This is a genomic window from Variovorax sp. UMC13 (assembly GCF_014170375.1).
Lineage (GTDB): Bacteria > Pseudomonadota > Gammaproteobacteria > Burkholderiales > Burkholderiaceae_C > Variovorax.
On the sequence record NZ_LZZW01000003.1, the window covers coordinates 346,150 to 361,641 of the forward strand.

Sequence of the window (15,492 nt, forward strand, 5' to 3'; positions counted from 1 at the left end):
GTGATGGGAATGTCGTGAAGGGGTTCAGTGGTCGTGTGCGCCATGGCCCGAGGGCTTGCGCACGCTGGCGTCGGGCGTGCCTGCCGCCGGGGCGGCCTGCGTCGGTGGCGGCGCGTCGCCGTTCGGCACCTCGCGGGCCACGGTGCCGGCCGGGTGCCTGAACCAGCCCGGGTCGCTGTAGTCGCCGGGCTTCTGGTCGCGCCGCACCTTGAGCAGGGTGAACATGCCGCCCATCTCGGCCGCGCCGAAGGGGCCGCTGCCGGTCATCATCGGCACCGTGTTGTCGGGAATGGGCATCTCCATGCTGCCCATGTCGGCCATGCCCTTGTCGCCCATCACCATGTAGTCGGGCACCAGCTTGCGGATCTTCTCGGCCACGCCCCTGTGATCGACGCCGATCATGGTCGGCACCTCGTGGCCCATCGGTCCCATCGTGTGGTGGCTCTTGTGGCAGTGCAGGGCCCAGTCGCCTTCCTCGTCGGCGATGAATTCCATCTGCCGCATCTGGCCCACCGCCACGTCGACCGACACCTCGGGCCAGCGCGCGCTCTTGGGCACCGGGCCGCCGTCGGTGCCCGTGACCTCGAACTCGTGGCCGTGGATGTGCACCGGGTGGTTGGTCATCGTGAGGTTGCCCACGCGGATGCGCACCCGGTCGCCCTGGCGCACGTTGAGCGTGTCGATGGCCGGGAACACGCGGCTGTTGAAGCTCCAGATGTTGAAGTCGGTCATGGTGTTGACCTTGGGCGTGGCCGCGCCGGGCTCGACGTCGAAGCTGCCCAGCAGGAAGCAGAAGTCGCGCTGCACCGGTGCGATCAGCGGATGCCGCGCCTTCGGGTGCGTGACCCAGAAGCCCATCATCCCCATCGCCATCTGCACCATCTCGTCGGCATGCGGGTGGTACATGAAGGTGCCGGGCCGGCGCGCGGTGAACTCGTAGACGAAGGTCTTGCCCGGCGGGATGTGCGGCTGCGTGATGCCGCCGATGCCGTCCATGCCGTTGGGCAGGCGCTGGCCGTGCCAGTGCACGGTGGTGTGCTCGGGCAGGCGGTTGGTCACGAAGATGCGCACGCGGTCGCCCTCGACCACCTCAAGGGTCGGGCCCGGCGACTGGCCGTTGTAGCCCCACATGTTGACCTTGAAGCCCGGCGCCATCTCGCGCACCACGGGCTCGGCCACCAGGTGGAATTCCTTGACCCCGGCGTTCATGCGCCAGGGCAGCGTCCAGCCGTTGAGCGTGACCACCGGGTCGTAGGGGCGGCCGTCGGGTGGCAGCAGCGGCGCGGCGGTGGCGGTCGAGGCCTGCGTGTGTGCCTCGGGCAGCGCGGCCAGCGCGGCACGGCCCACGCCGGCCGCGGCGATGGCGGTGGCGGCGCCGGTGAAGAAGTGGCGGCGGTCCATCAGTGGGCTCCTGCGGTGGAAGGGAGGGCGGCGCTGTCGCCCGGTGACTGCAGCGCGTTCACGCCGGCCGGCGAGCTGCCGGTGAGCGCGAACTGCAGGTCGGTGTCGGCCAGCCAGAAGTCGCGCTGGGCGTCCATCGCGGCATTGACGGCCAGCATGCTGGCGCGGGTCTCGGCCAGCAGCTCCCACACGCTGGCCAGCATGCCGTTGTAGCGCAGCACCATCTGCTCGTTGACCTGCTGGCGCAGCGGCAGCACCTCGGTCTGGTAGCGCTGCGCGATGTCCCAGGCGCTGCGCCAGCCGCCGTAGGCTTCGCGCGCCTCGCTGGCGGCCAGCAGGCCGGTGGCACGCACGCGGGCCGCCGACTGGCGGTAGAGCGCCTCGGCCCGCGCGCTGCGGGCCTGGCCCCAGTCGAACAGCGGGATCGGCAGCGAGAGTTCGAAACCTTGCTGCGTGCGGCGGCTGCCGTCGGCGTCGTTCTCGAAGGTGGTGTTGCGCACGCCGCCGATTCCCAGCGCATCGACGAAGCGGGTCGCATGCGTGAGGCCCAGCGAATCCGCGGTGGCCGCGGTCTGGGCCTGGGCGGCGCGCACGTCGAGCCGGTCGCGCAGCGCGCTGGCCTGCACATCGGCGAGCGCGGGCATCGACACGGGCAGGGGCGGCAGGCGATCGGGCAGCCGGTAGTTGGCCTGCGCCGCGCTCAAGCCCAGCAGGCGCGTGAGCTGCTCGCGCGCGGACAGCGCGGCCTGCTCGGCACGCGCCAGCTGGGCCGCGGCATCGGCATGCAGCAACTGCTCGCGCGTGCGCTGCAGCGCGCTCCAGTTGCCGACCCTGGCCATGCGCTCGGCCAGTTCGGCGCCGGCCTCGGTGGCCGACTTCGCGTCGCGCAGGTAGACCACGGCCTGCTGCGCGGCCACCGCGCGCACCCAGGCGCGGCGCGTGTCGGCCGCCAGCTGCAGCACGCTCTGCGCGGCCTGCAGCTTGGCGACCTCGTGGCGCTGGCCGGCCCAGCGCGCCTGCCAGGGCAGCGTGAGCAGGCCCAGCACGTTGAAGCCGATCGCGCGCTCGATCTCGAGCTCGCGGCCCTCGCGCAGCCGGCCGAAGGCGAACAGGGGGTTGGGCAGCGACGCAGCCTGCACGCGGTCGGCATCGCTGAGCTGCAGGATGGCGAAGGCCTCCTGCATGCGCGGGCCGTTGGCCAGCGCGATGCGCACCGCGGCCTGGGCGTCGAGCGGCTGGGCGAGCAGCGCGTCGACGGCCTGGCGGCTGGCCGCGTCGGGCGCGGCGCGTGGCGTGGCGTCGCCGAGGATGGCGTTGCCACCGACCAGCGACTGCACGTCGCGCTCGCCGCCGTCGGGCGCGAGGCTGGCACAGCCGGTCAATGCGAGCGCGGCGGCCAGCGTCAGGGCACGGGGAACAAGGGAAGGGGGCGTCGAGCCGCGCTCAGCAATGCGCGGCGCAGCCCTCGAAGGGCGATGAAGAAAAAGGAACACGGTGGATCTCCACGAGCGAGGAAGCGGCCGCCTGGACCCCCCAAAAGGGGCACGGCGGACGGACTGCGGGCAGGGAGATCAGGAAATGGGCGGCTTGAAGCCCTGGCCGGCATCGGCGCTGGCGAACAGCACGGGCTCGGCGGCCGGCGCGTGGCGTGGCGCCTCGGCCGGCAGGGGAACTTCGGGCCAGGCCGTCACGGCGACGGAATGGCAGAACTGGCAGGTGTCGCAGGTGGCGTGGCCGGCATGGGCCGTGGGGGCATCGCCTTGATCCATGGCGTGGCCCGCATCGACGGAGGCATGTGCCATGTGCATCGCGTGCGCTTCGCCGGACATCTCATGCGACATCTCGTGCATCGCCTGCGCCGCGGCCACCGGCTGCACCGGCGCCAGCATCATGGCGTCGCCCATCCAGCCGCGCAGGGGCAGCAGGACGATGGCAAGAAGGAGCACGAGGATGCGCATGGCACCCGATTCTAAAGTCGGGCGCGCAGCAACCTCAAGCCATTCCCCACCACCAGCAGGCTCGCCCCCATGTCGGCGAACACCGCCATCCACATGGTCGCGCTGCCGAACACCGCCAGCGCGAAGAACACGGCCTTGATGCCCAGCGCCAGCGCGATGTTCTGCCACAGCACCGCGTGCGTGCGGCGCGACAGCCGGATGGTCTCGGCGATGCGGCCCAGGTCGTCGTTCATGATCACCACGTCGGCGGTCTCCATCGCGATGTCGGTGCCGGCGGCGCCCATCGCGAAGCCGATGTCGGCCTGGGCCAGCGCGGGCGCGTCGTTGATGCCGTCGCCGGTCATGCCGGTCGCGCCGTAGCGCTGCTGCATCGCGCGCACCGCGCCCAGCTTGTCCTCGGGCAGCAGGCTGCCGCGGGCGTCGGCAATGCCGGCCTCGCGGGCCACGGCCTGCGCGGTGGTCTCGTTGTCGCCGGTGAGCATCACGGGCGTGACGCCCAGCGCGAGCAGCGCGGCCACCGCCTCGCGCGAGCCGGGCTTGACCGTGTCGGCCACCGCGAAGATGCCGAGCACGGCGCGCGCGTCGGCCAGCAGCGTGACGGTGCGACCCTGCTGCTCGTGCACCGCGAGCGCGGCCTCGAGTTCGGGGCTGCACAGGCCGCGCTCCTCGATCAGCCGGTGGTTGCCCAGCACCAGCGCGCGGTCGCCGATGCGGCCCTCGGTGCCGCGGCCGACCAGCGCGCGGAAGTCATCGACTTGCGCATGCGCGCCGTCGAGCCCTGCGGCCAATGCCTTCGACACCGGATGGTCGGAGCGGCCCGCCAGGCTGGCCGCGGCCTCGCGCACCAGCGCCTTATCGGCCGCGCCCCAGGCTTGCCAGTCGACCAGCTTGGGCTTGCCTTCGGTCAGCGTGCCGGTCTTGTCCAGCGCCACGGCGCGCAGCTTGCGCGCGGCCTCGAGGTGGGTGCCGCCCTTGATCAGGATGCCGCGCCGCGCGGCCGCCGTGAGGCCGCTCACCACCGTGACCGGCGTCGAGATCACCAGCGCGCAGGGGCAGGCGATGACCAGCAGCACCAGGGCCTTGTAGATCGCGTCGAGCCACAGCCAGTCGAGCAGCAGCGGCGGCAGCACGGCCACCGCGATGGCGAGCACGAACACGGTGGGGGTGTAGACCGCGGCGAAGCGTTCGACGAAGCGCTGGGTCGGTGCACGCGCGGCCTGCGCCTGCTCCACCGATTCGATGATGCGGTCGAGCGTGGTCTGGCCCGCGATGGCGGTCACGCGCACCTGCAGCTCGCCGCTCTGGTTGACGGTGGCGGCGAAGACCGTGTCGCCCACGGCCTTGTCGACCGGGATGCTCTCGCCGGTGACGCTGGCCTGGTCGATGGCGCTGGCGCCGGCCGTGACCACGCCGTCGAGCGGCACGCGCTCGCCCGGGCGGATGCGCACCACCGCGTCGAGCGTGACCTCGCGCGCGGCCACGCGGCGCCAGCTGCCGTCGGCCTCGCGCACCTCGGCCTCGTCGGGGGCCAGCGCCATCAGGCCGCCGATGGCGTTGCGCGCGCGGTCGGCCGCCTTGTGCTCGATCAGCTCGGCCAATGCGTAAAGCGCCATCACCATCGCGGCCTCGGGCCACTGGCCGATCAGGAAGGCGCCGGTCACGGCGACCGCCATCAGCGCGTCGATGCCCAGCTTGCCGCGCAGCAGCGACTTCATGCCGCTGCGGTAGATGCCGGTGCCGGCCAGCGCGATCGCCACGGCCGCCAACGCCATGCCGGCGATGCGCCAGGCGGTGGTCTCGGGCAGCAGCAGGTGGCTCAGCTCGGCCGCCAGCGCCACCACCAGCGCGGCGGCGATGCGCGGCCAGCCGGGCAGGGGGCCGTGATCGTGGCCGTCGCCGGCCTCGGCGTGTTCATGGTCGTGATCGTGCGCGTGGCCTTCGTGTCCCTTGTGGGCCGCGTGCGGCTTGTCGCGCAGGCTGATCGGCGCGCCGCAGCAGCCGTCGCTGGCGCAGCCCGAGGCCGCGTCGGGCTGGACCAGCGGCGTCACCGGCGGCAGGGCGGAGGAGGAGCGTTGTGAGGACATCGGTCGTCGGTTCCTGGTTGTTCTCGAAGATGTGCCACGATTGGAAAGGTTGAAGTCACTCCAAGGTCAAGCCATGTCCCTTCCAAAGCCGCACGCCACCCAGGGTTACCGCATCGGCGAGGCAGCCGCGGCCAGCGGCGTGAGCGCCGCCAACATCCGCTACTACGAGAAGCAGGGCCTGATCGCGCCGCCCGGCCGGGCCGACAACAGCTACCGTTTCTACAGCGATGCCGACGTGCACGCCTTGCGCTTCGTCAGGCTGTGCCGCGCGATGGACATGTCGCTCGACGAGGTGCGTACCCTGCTGGGCCTGGACCTGCGCAGCAAGGCCGATTGCGACGCGGCCTGCGTCGCGCTCGATGCCCACCTGGGCCATGTGCGCGAACGGCTGGACGAACTGCGCACCTTGGAGAAAGACCTGCTCGCGCTGCGCGACAGCTGCGACGGCAGCGATGCGCAGTGCCACATCATCGAGTCGCTGCACGAGCGCGCCGACGCGCAGGCCCTGCAGGGCGAGCGTGGCACCTCGGCCACGCGGCACGTCTAGCCGATCAGTTCACGGGCCCCGTCGGCAGCGGCATGGGCAGCCCCTGCGCCCGCACCGCCGTGCGCAGCCGGTCCGGGTAGTCGCTGATCAGACCGTCGACGCCCATGTCCAGCAGGGCCTGGATGTCGGCGGCTTTGTTGATGGTCCAGGGCACGACCTTCAGGCCCAGCGCCTGCGCCTCCTTGACGGCCGCGGGCGTCACGTCGTTGCCGGCGGGCGACCACAGCACCGGCGCCGTACCGTCGCCGGCCGCGGCCTTGACCAGCTTGGGCGTCGAGCCGAAATCGGCCGCGTTCAGGCCGGCGGTCCAGCGCGGGTCCTTCAGGGTGCGCGCGGTCGTGAGGTAGGCCCGCGGCATCGACGGCGCGAGTGTCCCCACCAGCGCGAGCGTGCGCCAGTCGAAGCTCTGCAGGGTCACCCGATCGGCCATGCCGGCCTTGTCGATCTCGGCCAGCAGCGCGCGCACCATCGCCTCGGGCGCGGCGCTGCTGTCGGGCTGCGTGGGGTCGATCTTGGTCTCGATGTTGAAGCGCACCGCATGCGCGCGGCGCGCCTGCACCAGCGCGAACACCGAGGCCAGCGTCGGGATGCGCTCGCCGTCATGGGCGGTCTGGCTGGCGAACTGCTCGGCGTACTTGCTGCCGGGCTGCAGCCGGCCCACGTCGTAGGCCTGCAGCTGCGCCAGCGTGAGCGAATGGATCAGCGGCCCGGCCGCGGGCAGCCACTGGCCCTTGGCATCGCGCGTGTGCGCCGGGTTGAGCGCCATGTCGTGCGAGACCACGACCACGCCGTCGGCCGTGAGCCCGATGTCCAGCTCGAGCGTGCTCACGCCCATGGTCACGGCCTGGTCGAAGGCATGCAGCGTGTTCTCGGGCCAGAGCCCGCGGCCGCCGCGGTGGGCCTGGATGTCGAAGGCCTGGGCGGCGAAGGTCGCGAGCGCCAGCAGCGCGGTGGCGATCAAGGGGCGTGCACGTGGCATTTCAGATCTCCAGGGTGTAGGCGCCCGCAGCGCATGAAACCGATACGACCCGAGGCCAGGGCACCCGCGGAACTGGCGCCGCCAGGCCGCTCGGTGCGCCCCCTGGGGGGAGGGGCCGCAGGCGCTTCGGGGGGGTCATAGCAAGGCTACCTTGATGTCGTCTCGTTGCACCGTGATGTCGCCGATCTGGTAGGTCTTGCGGCCCACGGTCAGCTCCTCGGGCTTGAAGGTGCGCAGCGGGTAGTCGCGCAGCAGCTCCTGCGCCACCAGCCCGCCGATCTTCTGCAGCCGCTCGGCGTCGCGGCCGTCCAGGCCCTGCAGCTCGATGCGCTCGGCGCGCGGTTCGTGCAGCCGCAGCGCGAGCGCGGCCACGTCGTATTTCAAGGCGCTGCTGACCGACACGATCCCCTCGACGCTCGAGGGCTGCAGCAGCGGGCTGCCGATGGTCATGTTCGCCGTGATGCTGGCGCGGTTGGTGGCGGGGTCGAGCGTGAGCTGCGGATCTCGCAGGCTCACCGAGAACAGCTCGGCATAGCGCTGGCGTACCGGGAAGCGCTTGGCGATCTGCGCCTGCAGCTCGTCGCGGCCGATGGTGTATTCGCTGGTGAAGAAGTTGAAGCCGGCCAGCGCGGCCAGGGGTGCGCCGGCCGCCGCGGCGCCGAGCAGGCGCAGCAGCTGGCGGCGTGGATGCGGATCGGGCAGGGGGAGCGTGCGGTGGCGTGAAGGCATGGTGGTGTGAGCTTGCCACGCTTCGCCGCGTTCCCCGAAACCGGCCCGCGCCTCAATCTTTGAGCAGCGCCTCGGGCAGGCCGCTCACGAATTCGGCGAAGTCGCGCCCGCCGATCGAGATGTGGTCGAGCATCGCGGCCTGGGCCTCGGCCGGGTCGCTGCGCTGCAGGGCCTCGGCGATGCGCGTGTGCTCCAGCACCGACAGCCGCATCCGGCCCGGCGATTCGAAGCGGTCGGCGGTGTAGCCGGCGCTGCGGGTGCGCAGGTTACGGATCTGGGCCACCAGCGCTTCGTTGCGCGCCGCCGCATAGATCAGTTCATGGAAGCGGTCGTTGGCCAGCTGGTAGGCCGCGGGGTCGTCGGCCTGCGCCGCGGTGCCGCACTGCGCCAGGCTGGCCGCGAGCTCCTGCTTCTCGGCCGGGCGCATGCGCTTGGCCGCGAACTTGGCGGCGGTGGCCTCCATCTCGCCCAGCAGTTCCAGCAGCTCGCGCAGCATGTGGATCGAGAGCTTGGGCACCGAGGCGCCGGTGCGCGGGCCCACCACCACGAAGCCCTGAGCGGCCAGCTGCAGGATCGCCTCGCGGATGGGGGTGCGCGAGACGTTGAAGCGCTCGCTCAGCGCCCGCTCGTCGATCGGCTGCCCGGGCCGCATGGCGCCGCTCGACAGGTCCCGAATGATGGTGAGACGGATGGATTCGGCGAGCGTCGTGCCCACCTCAGGGTTTTGACTGGGTTGCATACTGAGATTGACTGAAAGTATATTTATAACTCTTATAAATATTTCAACGGAGACATTTCATGCGCAGAGCCGGCGGTTTACGGGGTGTTCTGGGGGCCTTCCTCATTTTGGTCGGGCTGGGCGCATCCTCCCATGCCCAGGAACCCTGGTCGCCCACGCGGCCGATCCGGCTGGTGCTGGGCTACACGCCGGGCGGCGCGGCCGATGCCGTGGCGCGCGACCTGGCGCCGTTGATGGAGAAGTCGCTGGGCCAGCCGGTGGTCGTCGACTACAAGCCCGGCGCGGGCGGCGCCATCGCGGCCGAGACGGTGGCCACGGCGGCACCGGACGGCTACACGATCGGCCTGGTCGACGGCGCGCCGCTGAGCATCATTCCGCATGCGCGCAAGGTGAGCTACGACCCGACGGCCAGCTTCAGCTACCTGGGCGTGGTGTCCAAGGCGCCGCTGGTGGTGCTGGTCCACCCCTCGGTCCCGGCGAACAACCTGCAGGAGCTGCTGGCGCTGGCGCGGGCCCAGCCCGGCGCGGTGAGCTACAGCACCTCGGGCCTGGGCTCGATCCACCAGATGGCGGCCGAACTGCTGTCGGCCAACACGCAGACCTCGCTGCTGCACGTGCCGTACAAGGGCGCGGCACCGGCATTGAACGACCTCATGGCGGGCTCGGTGAAGGTGTCCTTCGCCACCATCGCGCCGGCCGTGCCGCTGGTGCAGTCGGGCCGGGTCCGGGCCATCGCCGTGACCTCGGCGCGGCCGGTGCCGGCCTTCCCGGGCGTCAAGCCGATCGGCGAGCAAGGCGTGGCGGGTTACGACGCGCAGGGCTGGTTCGTGCTGGCCGGCCCGAAGGGCATGCCGGCGGAGATCACCCGAAAGATCAATGCGGCGCTCAACAGCGCGCTGCAGACGCCGGCCTTGCGCGACAAGTTCATCTCGCAGGGCAACGACGTGGCGCCGGGCACACCCGAAGCGGCCACCGAACTGGTCGGCGTCGACTTCAGGAAATGGGGCCGCGTGATCCGCGACCAGAACCTGCGCTTCGACTGAGCTTTCCTTCCTCCACTTCCTCTTCTTCACCTTCCCACTGTCATGAGCCTCTCACCCGAAGCCACCACCGAAGCCCCCGCCGCGGCGCCCTTGCTGTCGATCGACGGGCCGATCGCCACCATCACCTTGCGTCGCCCGGCCACCCACAACCGCATCGAGCCCGACGACGTCGGCGTGCTGCGCGGCTATCTGCAACAACTGAATGCCGATGCCAGCGTGCGCGTGATCGTGTTCGCCAGCAGCGGCAAGAGCTTCAGCTCGGGCTTCGACCTCACGCGCCTGGGCGGCGCGGCCAGCGCCCACGAGAACACCTTCGAGATGCTCACCGACGAGATCGAGAACGCGCGCGCCATCACCATCGCGCGGCTGCATGCGCCGGTCTATGGCGGCTCGACCGACCTGGTGCTGGCCTGCGACTTCCGCCTCGGCGTGCGCGGCATGCGCATGTTCATGCCGGCCGCGCGGCTGGGCCTGCACTACTACCCGCACGGCATCCGCCGCTGGGTGTCGCGGCTGGGCCTGGGCGCGGCCAAACGGCTGTTCCTCACCTCGCGGCCGATACAGGACGAGGAGATGCTGCGCATCGGCTACCTCGATGCGCTGGTCGAACCGGCGCAGCTCGATGCCGAACTCATGCAGTGGACCGACGACCTGCTGGCGCAGGGACCGGTGCCGCTGGTGTCGATGAAGAAGACGCTCAACGAGGTGGCGCGCGGCCAGTACGACGAGGCCACGGCCTCGGCCGCCTACGGCGCGAGCCTGGGCACGCGCGACATCCAGGAGGCGCTGGCGGCCTTCGCCGAGAACCGCAAGCCCGTCTTCGCGGGCCACTGAGCAGCGCATGACCACCACCCCCAAGGACCTGCCGCTGGCCGGCGTGCGCGTGCTCGAACTCTCGCAGATCATGGCCGGCCCGATCTGCGGCCTGATGCTCGCCGACATGGGTGCCGAGGTGATCAAGATCGAGAAGTTTCCCGCCGGCGACGACTCGCGCGGCTATGCGCGGCCCGGCGATCCGGGCCTGGCGCCCAGCTTCCTGATGCTCAACCGCGGCAAGCGCTCGGTGGCGGTCGACATCCGCCAGCCCGCCGGGCAGGAAGTGATCCGGCGCCTGGTCGGCCGCTGCGACATCGTGACCGAGAACTACCGGCGCGGAAAGCTCGATGCGCTGGGCCTGGGCTACGAACAGCTGCGCGCCATCAACCCGCAGCTGGTGTATTGCTCGATCACCGGCTATGGCCCCAACGGCCCGCTGAGCGACAAGGGTGGCTTCGACCTGGTGCTGCAGGCCTTCTCCGGACTGATCAGCGTGACCGGCTCGATCGATGGCGAACTGGCCAAGCCCGGCAATTCGGTGGCCGACATCAACGCCGGCATCCTGGCCGCGATGGGCTGCCTGGCGGCCTACATCCAGCGCCTGCGCACGGGGCAGGGCGCCAAGGTCGAGACCTCGCTGCTGCAGGCCTCGTTGCAGCAGATGTACTGGTTCGCGGCCGCCTACTTCTCCGACGGCTCGGTGGCCAAGCCCATGGGCACCGCGCATCCGCTGATCGCGCCCTACCAGACCTTCCGCTGCGGCGAAGGCGCGATCGCGCTGGGCGGCGGCAACCAGGCCAACTGGCAGCGCATCACCGAGGTGCTGGGCCATCCCGAATGGCTGCAGGAGGCGCGCTTTCGCACTGGCCGCGACCGCCTGGGTGCGCAGCGTGCGCTCGAGGCGCTGATCACCGAGGCGCTGGCCGCGCATCCGGCGGCCTACTGGATCGAGCGCTTCGACCAGGCCGGCGTGCCGGTCGGCCCGGTGCACGACGTGGGGCAGGCGCTCGAGCATGCGCAGTCGCGCGCCATCGGCATGGTGGTCGAGGTCGACCATGCGGAAGGCGGCCACACGCGCTCGCTGGGGCTGCCGATCCACTTCGACGGCGAGGCGCCCTTCGCGCGCTCGGCCGCGCCGCGCATCGGCGAGCAGACGCGCGAGGTGCTGGCCGAGTTCGGCTTTGAAGCGGACGAGATCGCGGCGCTCGAGGCGGCCAAGGCGGTCTGCCAGTACCAGCCCGAGGCGGGCTGAGCGATGACCGTCAGTCGTGCAGCGAGGACAGGAACTGCTGGAGTTCCGGCGTCTGCGGATTGGCGAACAGCTCGGCCGGCGGCCCCATCTCGTGCACCCGGCCCTGGTGCATGAAGATCACGCGGTCGCCGACCTTGCGCGCGAAACTCATCTCGTGCGTGACCATCAGCAAGGTCATGCCCTCGTCGGCCAGCGACTCGACCACGCGCAGCACTTCGCCCACCAGTTCGGGGTCGAGGGCCGAGGTGATCTCGTCGCACAGCAGCACCGCCGGCTCCATCGCCAGCGCGCGGGCGATGGCCACGCGCTGCTGCTGGCCGCCCGAGAGCTGGTCGGGCATGGCGTCGAACTTCTCGGCCAGGCCCACGCGCGTGAGCAGCTTGCGGGCCTGCGAAGCGGTCTCGAGCGTGCTGCGCTTCTTCACCAGCGTGGGCGCGAGCATCACGTTCTTTCCCACCGTGAGGTGCGGGAACAGGTTGAAGCCCTGGAAGATCATGCCCACGCGCTGGCGCAGCTCGCGCATCGCCATTGCGCTCTCGTGCAGCAGCGGCTTGCCGTCGACGCTCAGCGAGCCCTGCTGGAACACCTCGAGCCCGTTGATGCAACGCAGCAGCGTGCTCTTGCCCGAGCCGCTCTTGCCGATGATCGCGATCACCTCGCCGCGCTTGACCGTGAGGTCGATGCCCTTGAGCACTTCGTTCGTGCCGTAGGACTTGCGCAGCGCCGTGATCTGCACGATGGGCGCGCCGGCCGCCACATGGGCGGCATGCGCCGGGGCTTCAGCGACGATGGACATGGATCTTCCTTTCGAGGTGCCGCGCATAGAGGCTGATCGGGAAACAGAGGGCGAAGTACATCAGGGCCACGCAGCTGAACACCACGAAGGGCTGGAAGGTGGCGTTGGAAATCATGCTGCCGGCCTTGGTCAGTTCGACAAAACCGATCACCGAGGCCAGCGCCGTGCCCTTGACCACCTGGACCAGGAAGCCGACCGTGGGCGCGGTCGCGATCTTCAGGGCCTGCGGCAGGATCACGTGGCGCATCTGCTCGCCGAAGCCGAGCGCCAGGCTGCCCGAGGCCTCCCACTGGCCCTTGGGGATCGAGGCCACGCAGCCGCGCCAGATCTCGGTGAGGTAGGCGCTGGTGTAGAGCGTGAGCGCCACCGAGGCCGCGGTCCAGGCCGAGACCTCGATGCCCATCAGCGCGATGCCGAAGTAGGCCAGGAACAGCTGCATCAGCAGCGGCGTGCCCTGGAACAGCTGCACATAGGTGCCGATCGCGCGGTCGAGCGCCTTGCCCGCGCGCAGCCGCAGGAACAGCAGCAGCGCGCCCACCACGCCGCCGCCCACGAAGGCGATCACCGACAGCGCGACGGTCCAGCGCAGCGCCATCAGCAGGTTGCGCAGGATGTCCCAGAGGGAGAAGTCGTTCATGGTCTTTCCCCCGCTTTCAGCGGCCGAAGAACCAGCGCGGGCCGGCCCAGTTGAGCAGGCGGCGCAGGCCGACCGACAGCGCCAGGTACAGCACGGTGGCGATGATGAAGGCCTCGAAGGCGCGGAAGTTGCGGCTCTGGATCAGGTTGGCGGCGTAGCTCAGGTCCTCGACCGAGATCTGGCTGCACACGGCCGAGCCCAGCATCACGATGATGATCTGGCTCACCATCGCGGGCCAGACCTTCTTCAGCGCGGGCGGCAGCACCACGCGGGTGAACACCTGCACCTTGTTGAGCGCCAGGCTCACGGCGGCCTCGATCTGGCCGCGCGGCGTGGCCTCGATGCCGGCGCGGATGATCTCGGTCGCGTAGGCGCCGAGGTTGGCCACCATCGCGATGACCGCGGCCGTCTCCGGCGTGAGCTTCACCCCCGCGGCCGGCAGGCCGAAGAAGATGAAGAACAGCTGCACGATGAAGGGCGTGTTGCGGATCAGCTCCACATAGGTGCCCACCCCCCAGCGCAGCCAGGCCGGCCCGCTGGACCGCGCCCAGGCGCAGGCCACGCCCACCACCATGCCGATCAGCGTGGCGATGGCCGTCAGGCCCACGGTCCAGCCGATGCCCTTGGCCAGCAGCCGCCAGTCGACGAGGACGGCGCCGAAGTCGAATTCCATATCAAAGGCTCCTTGGTGCCAGGCACATGAACAGCGATCGCACTTGTTCTTCAGTCGTGGGACACCGCGGAACCGGCTTCGCCGGGCCGCTGGTGTCGCCCCCTGGAGGGGGAGGCGGCTACACGGAGTGAGCCGCGTCGGGGGTGGGCCTATGCAGGAAGGTCGCCGGCGGCTTTGCCGAGCCATTTTTTCGACATGGCGTCCAGCGTGCCGTCCTTCTTCGCGGCCGCGATGATCTCGTTGACCCTGGTCTTCAACGCGGTCTCGTTCTTGGCGATGCCCACGAAGCAGGGGCTGTCCTTGAGCAGCAGCTTGAACTCGGCGCTGACCTTGGGGTTCTTGGCCAGCATGTCGCCCGCCACCGCGGCGCTGGTGGCGATGGTCTGGGTCTGGCCGGCCACGAAGGCGGCGATGGTCGCGTTGTTGTCCTCGAAGCGGCGGTAGTCGACGTTGGGCGGCGCCACCTTGTTGAGCTCCTGGTCCTCCATCGCGCCGCGCGTCACGGCCACGGTCTTGCCGGCCATGTCGGCGAAGCTCGCGAGCTTCATGCTCTTGGCCGCGTACACGGCCTGGAAGAAGGGCGCATAGGCGGAGGAGAAATCGATCACCTTCTCGCGCTCGGGGTTCTTGCCCAGCGTGGAGATCACCAGGTCGGCCTTCTTCGTCTGCAGGTAGGGGATGCGGTTGGCGCTGGTCACGGGCACCAGCTCGACCTTCACGCCCAGCTTGGACGCGATGAGCTGCGCCATCTCGACGTCGAGGCCGATGGGCGTCATGGTGCGGTCGACCGAGCCGTAGGGCGGGTAGTCGGTGGGCACCGCGACCTTGAGCGTCTTCGACTTGAGGATGTTGTCCAGCGCGGCCTGGGCTTGGGCGGCACCGGCGGCCAACAGCGTGGCCGAGGCCAGCGCGAGCACGGCGACGCGGCGCGTCGAGAGGGTGGCGGAAAGGAAGGACTTCACAGCAGGGCTCCTAGGTAGGTCGATGAATCGTCGGGAGAGGGGGAAGAGGGCGTCGCCTTGCGCGGGGCCTTCGTCTTGCGGGGGCTTGTATGCAAGACGTGTGCCTTGTTCTTGTCGTTCAGGTCGCCGCCCTGAACCGGTGCCAATGCATCGCGCAGGTGCGCCAGCGGGTCGCTGCGGGCCTGCAGGCGCAGGGCCGACTGCACCGTGCCGATGTGTTCGGCCATCAATGCCTCGGCCTGGGCCGCGTCGCCCCGTGCCAGTGCATCGACGATGCGCACATGGTCGCCGCACGATTGCGCGGCATCGTGCGTCGATTGGTAGAGCATCGCGATCAGCGTGGTGCGCGCGGTGAAGTCGCGCAGCGTGTCGGCCAGCAGGCTGTTGCCCAGGCACTCGGCCAGGCAGACGTGGAAGTCGCCCAGCAGGAAGCTGCGCGTGCCCACGTCGGTGCCCTGCACGGCGGCCTGCTCGCGCTGCAGGTGCAGCTTGAGCCGGCGCAGCGCGGGTTTCTCGATGCGGCCGGCGCTGCGGATCAGGCCGACCTCGATCACGCGGCGGGCCTCGAAGGCCTCGCGCGCCTCGTCCTCGGAGGGCTCGATGACGAACCAGCCGCGGCGCGAGGACACGGTCACGATGCCGCGGGCCGCCAGGCGCGTGAGCGCCTCGCGCACGATGGTGCGGCTGCAGTCGAAAAGCATGGCGAGCTGCTGCTCGCCCAGGCGCGAGCCGGGGGCGAGCTTGCCCGCCATCACCGCTTCGACGATGCGGGCACTGATTTCGGAGGCGGAGATGGACATGGCACAGGCATCAGCAGGTTCCGTGCCTGCTGGTATGCAAGCGCTGTGCGCACGGCCGTCCGGGCGGCCGCGCGCC

At 70.4% G+C, this 15,492-nt stretch carries 16 protein-coding genes; 4 read left to right on the plus strand and 12 right to left on the minus strand.

Features of this window, described 5'->3' with window-relative positions; genetic code table 11:
- Window positions 1-24 precede the first annotated feature (24 nt).
- The 4 genes from A9977_RS02335 to A9977_RS02350 all read right to left on the minus strand — a co-directional run bounded on the left by A9977_RS02335 (window position 25) and on the right by A9977_RS02350 (window position 5,443).
- Window positions 25-1,401 carry a multicopper oxidase family protein gene (locus A9977_RS02335; RefSeq protein WP_183023244.1) on the minus strand — a complete coding sequence of 459 codons (1,377 nt, stop codon included), beginning with the start codon at window positions 1,399-1,401 and terminating at the stop codon, window positions 25-27.
- A complete protein-coding gene (locus tag A9977_RS02340) occupies window positions 1,401-2,894 on the minus strand; it encodes a TolC family protein (RefSeq protein ID WP_310936076.1) in 1,494 nt (497 codons plus the stop codon). The genes A9977_RS02335 and A9977_RS02340 overlap by 1 nt, the downstream gene beginning before the upstream one ends.
- Window positions 2,895-2,972: 78 nt before the next feature.
- Complete coding sequence (locus A9977_RS02345; protein ID WP_183023245.1) at window positions 2,973-3,359, minus strand: DUF2946 family protein; 387 nt, start codon at window positions 3,357-3,359, stop codon at window positions 2,973-2,975.
- A gap of 11 nt (window positions 3,360-3,370) precedes the next feature.
- Window positions 3,371-5,443, minus strand: coding sequence for a cation-translocating P-type ATPase (locus A9977_RS02350; protein ID WP_183023246.1), 2,073 nt, complete (start codon window positions 5,441-5,443; stop codon window positions 3,371-3,373).
- Window positions 5,444-5,516: 73 nt separating this feature from the next.
- On the opposite strand from A9977_RS02350, the gene A9977_RS02355 reads away from it, so the two are divergent.
- Complete coding sequence (locus A9977_RS02355; RefSeq protein WP_183023247.1) at window positions 5,517-5,990, plus strand: MerR family transcriptional regulator; 474 nt, start codon at window positions 5,517-5,519, stop codon at window positions 5,988-5,990.
- Window positions 5,991-5,994: 4 nt separating this feature from the next.
- Here A9977_RS02355 and A9977_RS02360 read toward each other — a convergent pair whose 3' ends face one another.
- The 3 genes from A9977_RS02360 to A9977_RS02370 form a co-directional block, all read right to left on the minus strand.
- On the minus strand, window positions 5,995-6,969 hold the full coding sequence (locus A9977_RS02360) for a glycerophosphodiester phosphodiesterase (protein ID WP_183023248.1): 975 nt from the start codon (window positions 6,967-6,969) through the stop codon (window positions 5,995-5,997).
- A gap of 135 nt (window positions 6,970-7,104) precedes the next feature.
- Window positions 7,105-7,698 carry a DUF1439 domain-containing protein gene (locus A9977_RS02365; protein WP_183023249.1) on the minus strand — a complete coding sequence of 198 codons (594 nt, stop codon included), beginning with the start codon at window positions 7,696-7,698 and terminating at the stop codon, window positions 7,105-7,107.
- Window positions 7,699-7,750: 52 nt separating this feature from the next.
- On the minus strand, window positions 7,751-8,413 hold the full coding sequence (locus A9977_RS02370) for a GntR family transcriptional regulator (RefSeq protein WP_183023250.1): 663 nt from the start codon (window positions 8,411-8,413) through the stop codon (window positions 7,751-7,753).
- A 131-nt stretch (window positions 8,414-8,544) separates the two neighbouring features.
- Between A9977_RS02370 and A9977_RS02375 the strand changes: the two genes are divergently transcribed.
- The 3 genes from A9977_RS02375 to A9977_RS02385 are packed head-to-tail and all read left to right on the plus strand — an operon-like array spanning window position 8,545 to window position 11,548.
- A complete protein-coding gene (locus A9977_RS02375; RefSeq protein ID WP_259651766.1) occupies window positions 8,545-9,480 on the plus strand; it encodes a tripartite tricarboxylate transporter substrate binding protein in 936 nt (311 codons plus the stop codon).
- A 42-nt stretch (window positions 9,481-9,522) separates the two neighbouring features.
- The gene (locus A9977_RS02380; RefSeq protein ID WP_183023252.1) at window positions 9,523-10,314 is read left to right on the plus strand and encodes an enoyl-CoA hydratase/isomerase family protein; all 792 of its coding nucleotides are present in this window, start codon (window positions 9,523-9,525) and stop codon (window positions 10,312-10,314) included.
- Between the two features lie 7 nt (window positions 10,315-10,321).
- Window positions 10,322-11,548 (plus strand): CaiB/BaiF CoA-transferase family protein, encoded by a 1,227-nt coding sequence (locus A9977_RS02385; RefSeq protein WP_183023253.1) that lies wholly within the window; start codon window positions 10,322-10,324, stop codon window positions 11,546-11,548.
- 10 nt (window positions 11,549-11,558) lie between these two features.
- Here A9977_RS02385 and A9977_RS02390 read toward each other — a convergent pair whose 3' ends face one another.
- The 5 genes from A9977_RS02390 to A9977_RS02410 form a co-directional block, all read right to left on the minus strand.
- Window positions 11,559-12,344, minus strand: a complete 786-nt coding sequence (locus tag A9977_RS02390) for an amino acid ABC transporter ATP-binding protein (RefSeq protein WP_220811441.1) — start codon at window positions 12,342-12,344, stop codon at window positions 11,559-11,561.
- Complete coding sequence (locus A9977_RS02395; RefSeq protein WP_183023254.1) at window positions 12,328-12,981, minus strand: amino acid ABC transporter permease; 654 nt, start codon at window positions 12,979-12,981, stop codon at window positions 12,328-12,330. The genes A9977_RS02390 and A9977_RS02395 overlap by 17 nt, the downstream gene beginning before the upstream one ends.
- 16 nt (window positions 12,982-12,997) lie before the next feature.
- Window positions 12,998-13,654: an amino acid ABC transporter permease gene (locus A9977_RS02400; protein WP_183023255.1), complete on the minus strand. Its 657-nt coding sequence runs from the start codon at window positions 13,652-13,654 to the stop codon at window positions 12,998-13,000.
- A 149-nt stretch (window positions 13,655-13,803) separates the two neighbouring features.
- Complete coding sequence (locus A9977_RS02405; protein WP_183023256.1) at window positions 13,804-14,616, minus strand: transporter substrate-binding domain-containing protein; 813 nt, start codon at window positions 14,614-14,616, stop codon at window positions 13,804-13,806.
- Window positions 14,613-15,416 carry a GntR family transcriptional regulator gene (locus A9977_RS02410; RefSeq protein WP_183023257.1) on the minus strand — a complete coding sequence of 268 codons (804 nt, stop codon included), beginning with the start codon at window positions 15,414-15,416 and terminating at the stop codon, window positions 14,613-14,615. Before A9977_RS02410 ends, A9977_RS02405 begins: the two co-directional genes overlap by 4 nt.
- Window positions 15,417-15,492: the final 76 nt, after the last annotated feature.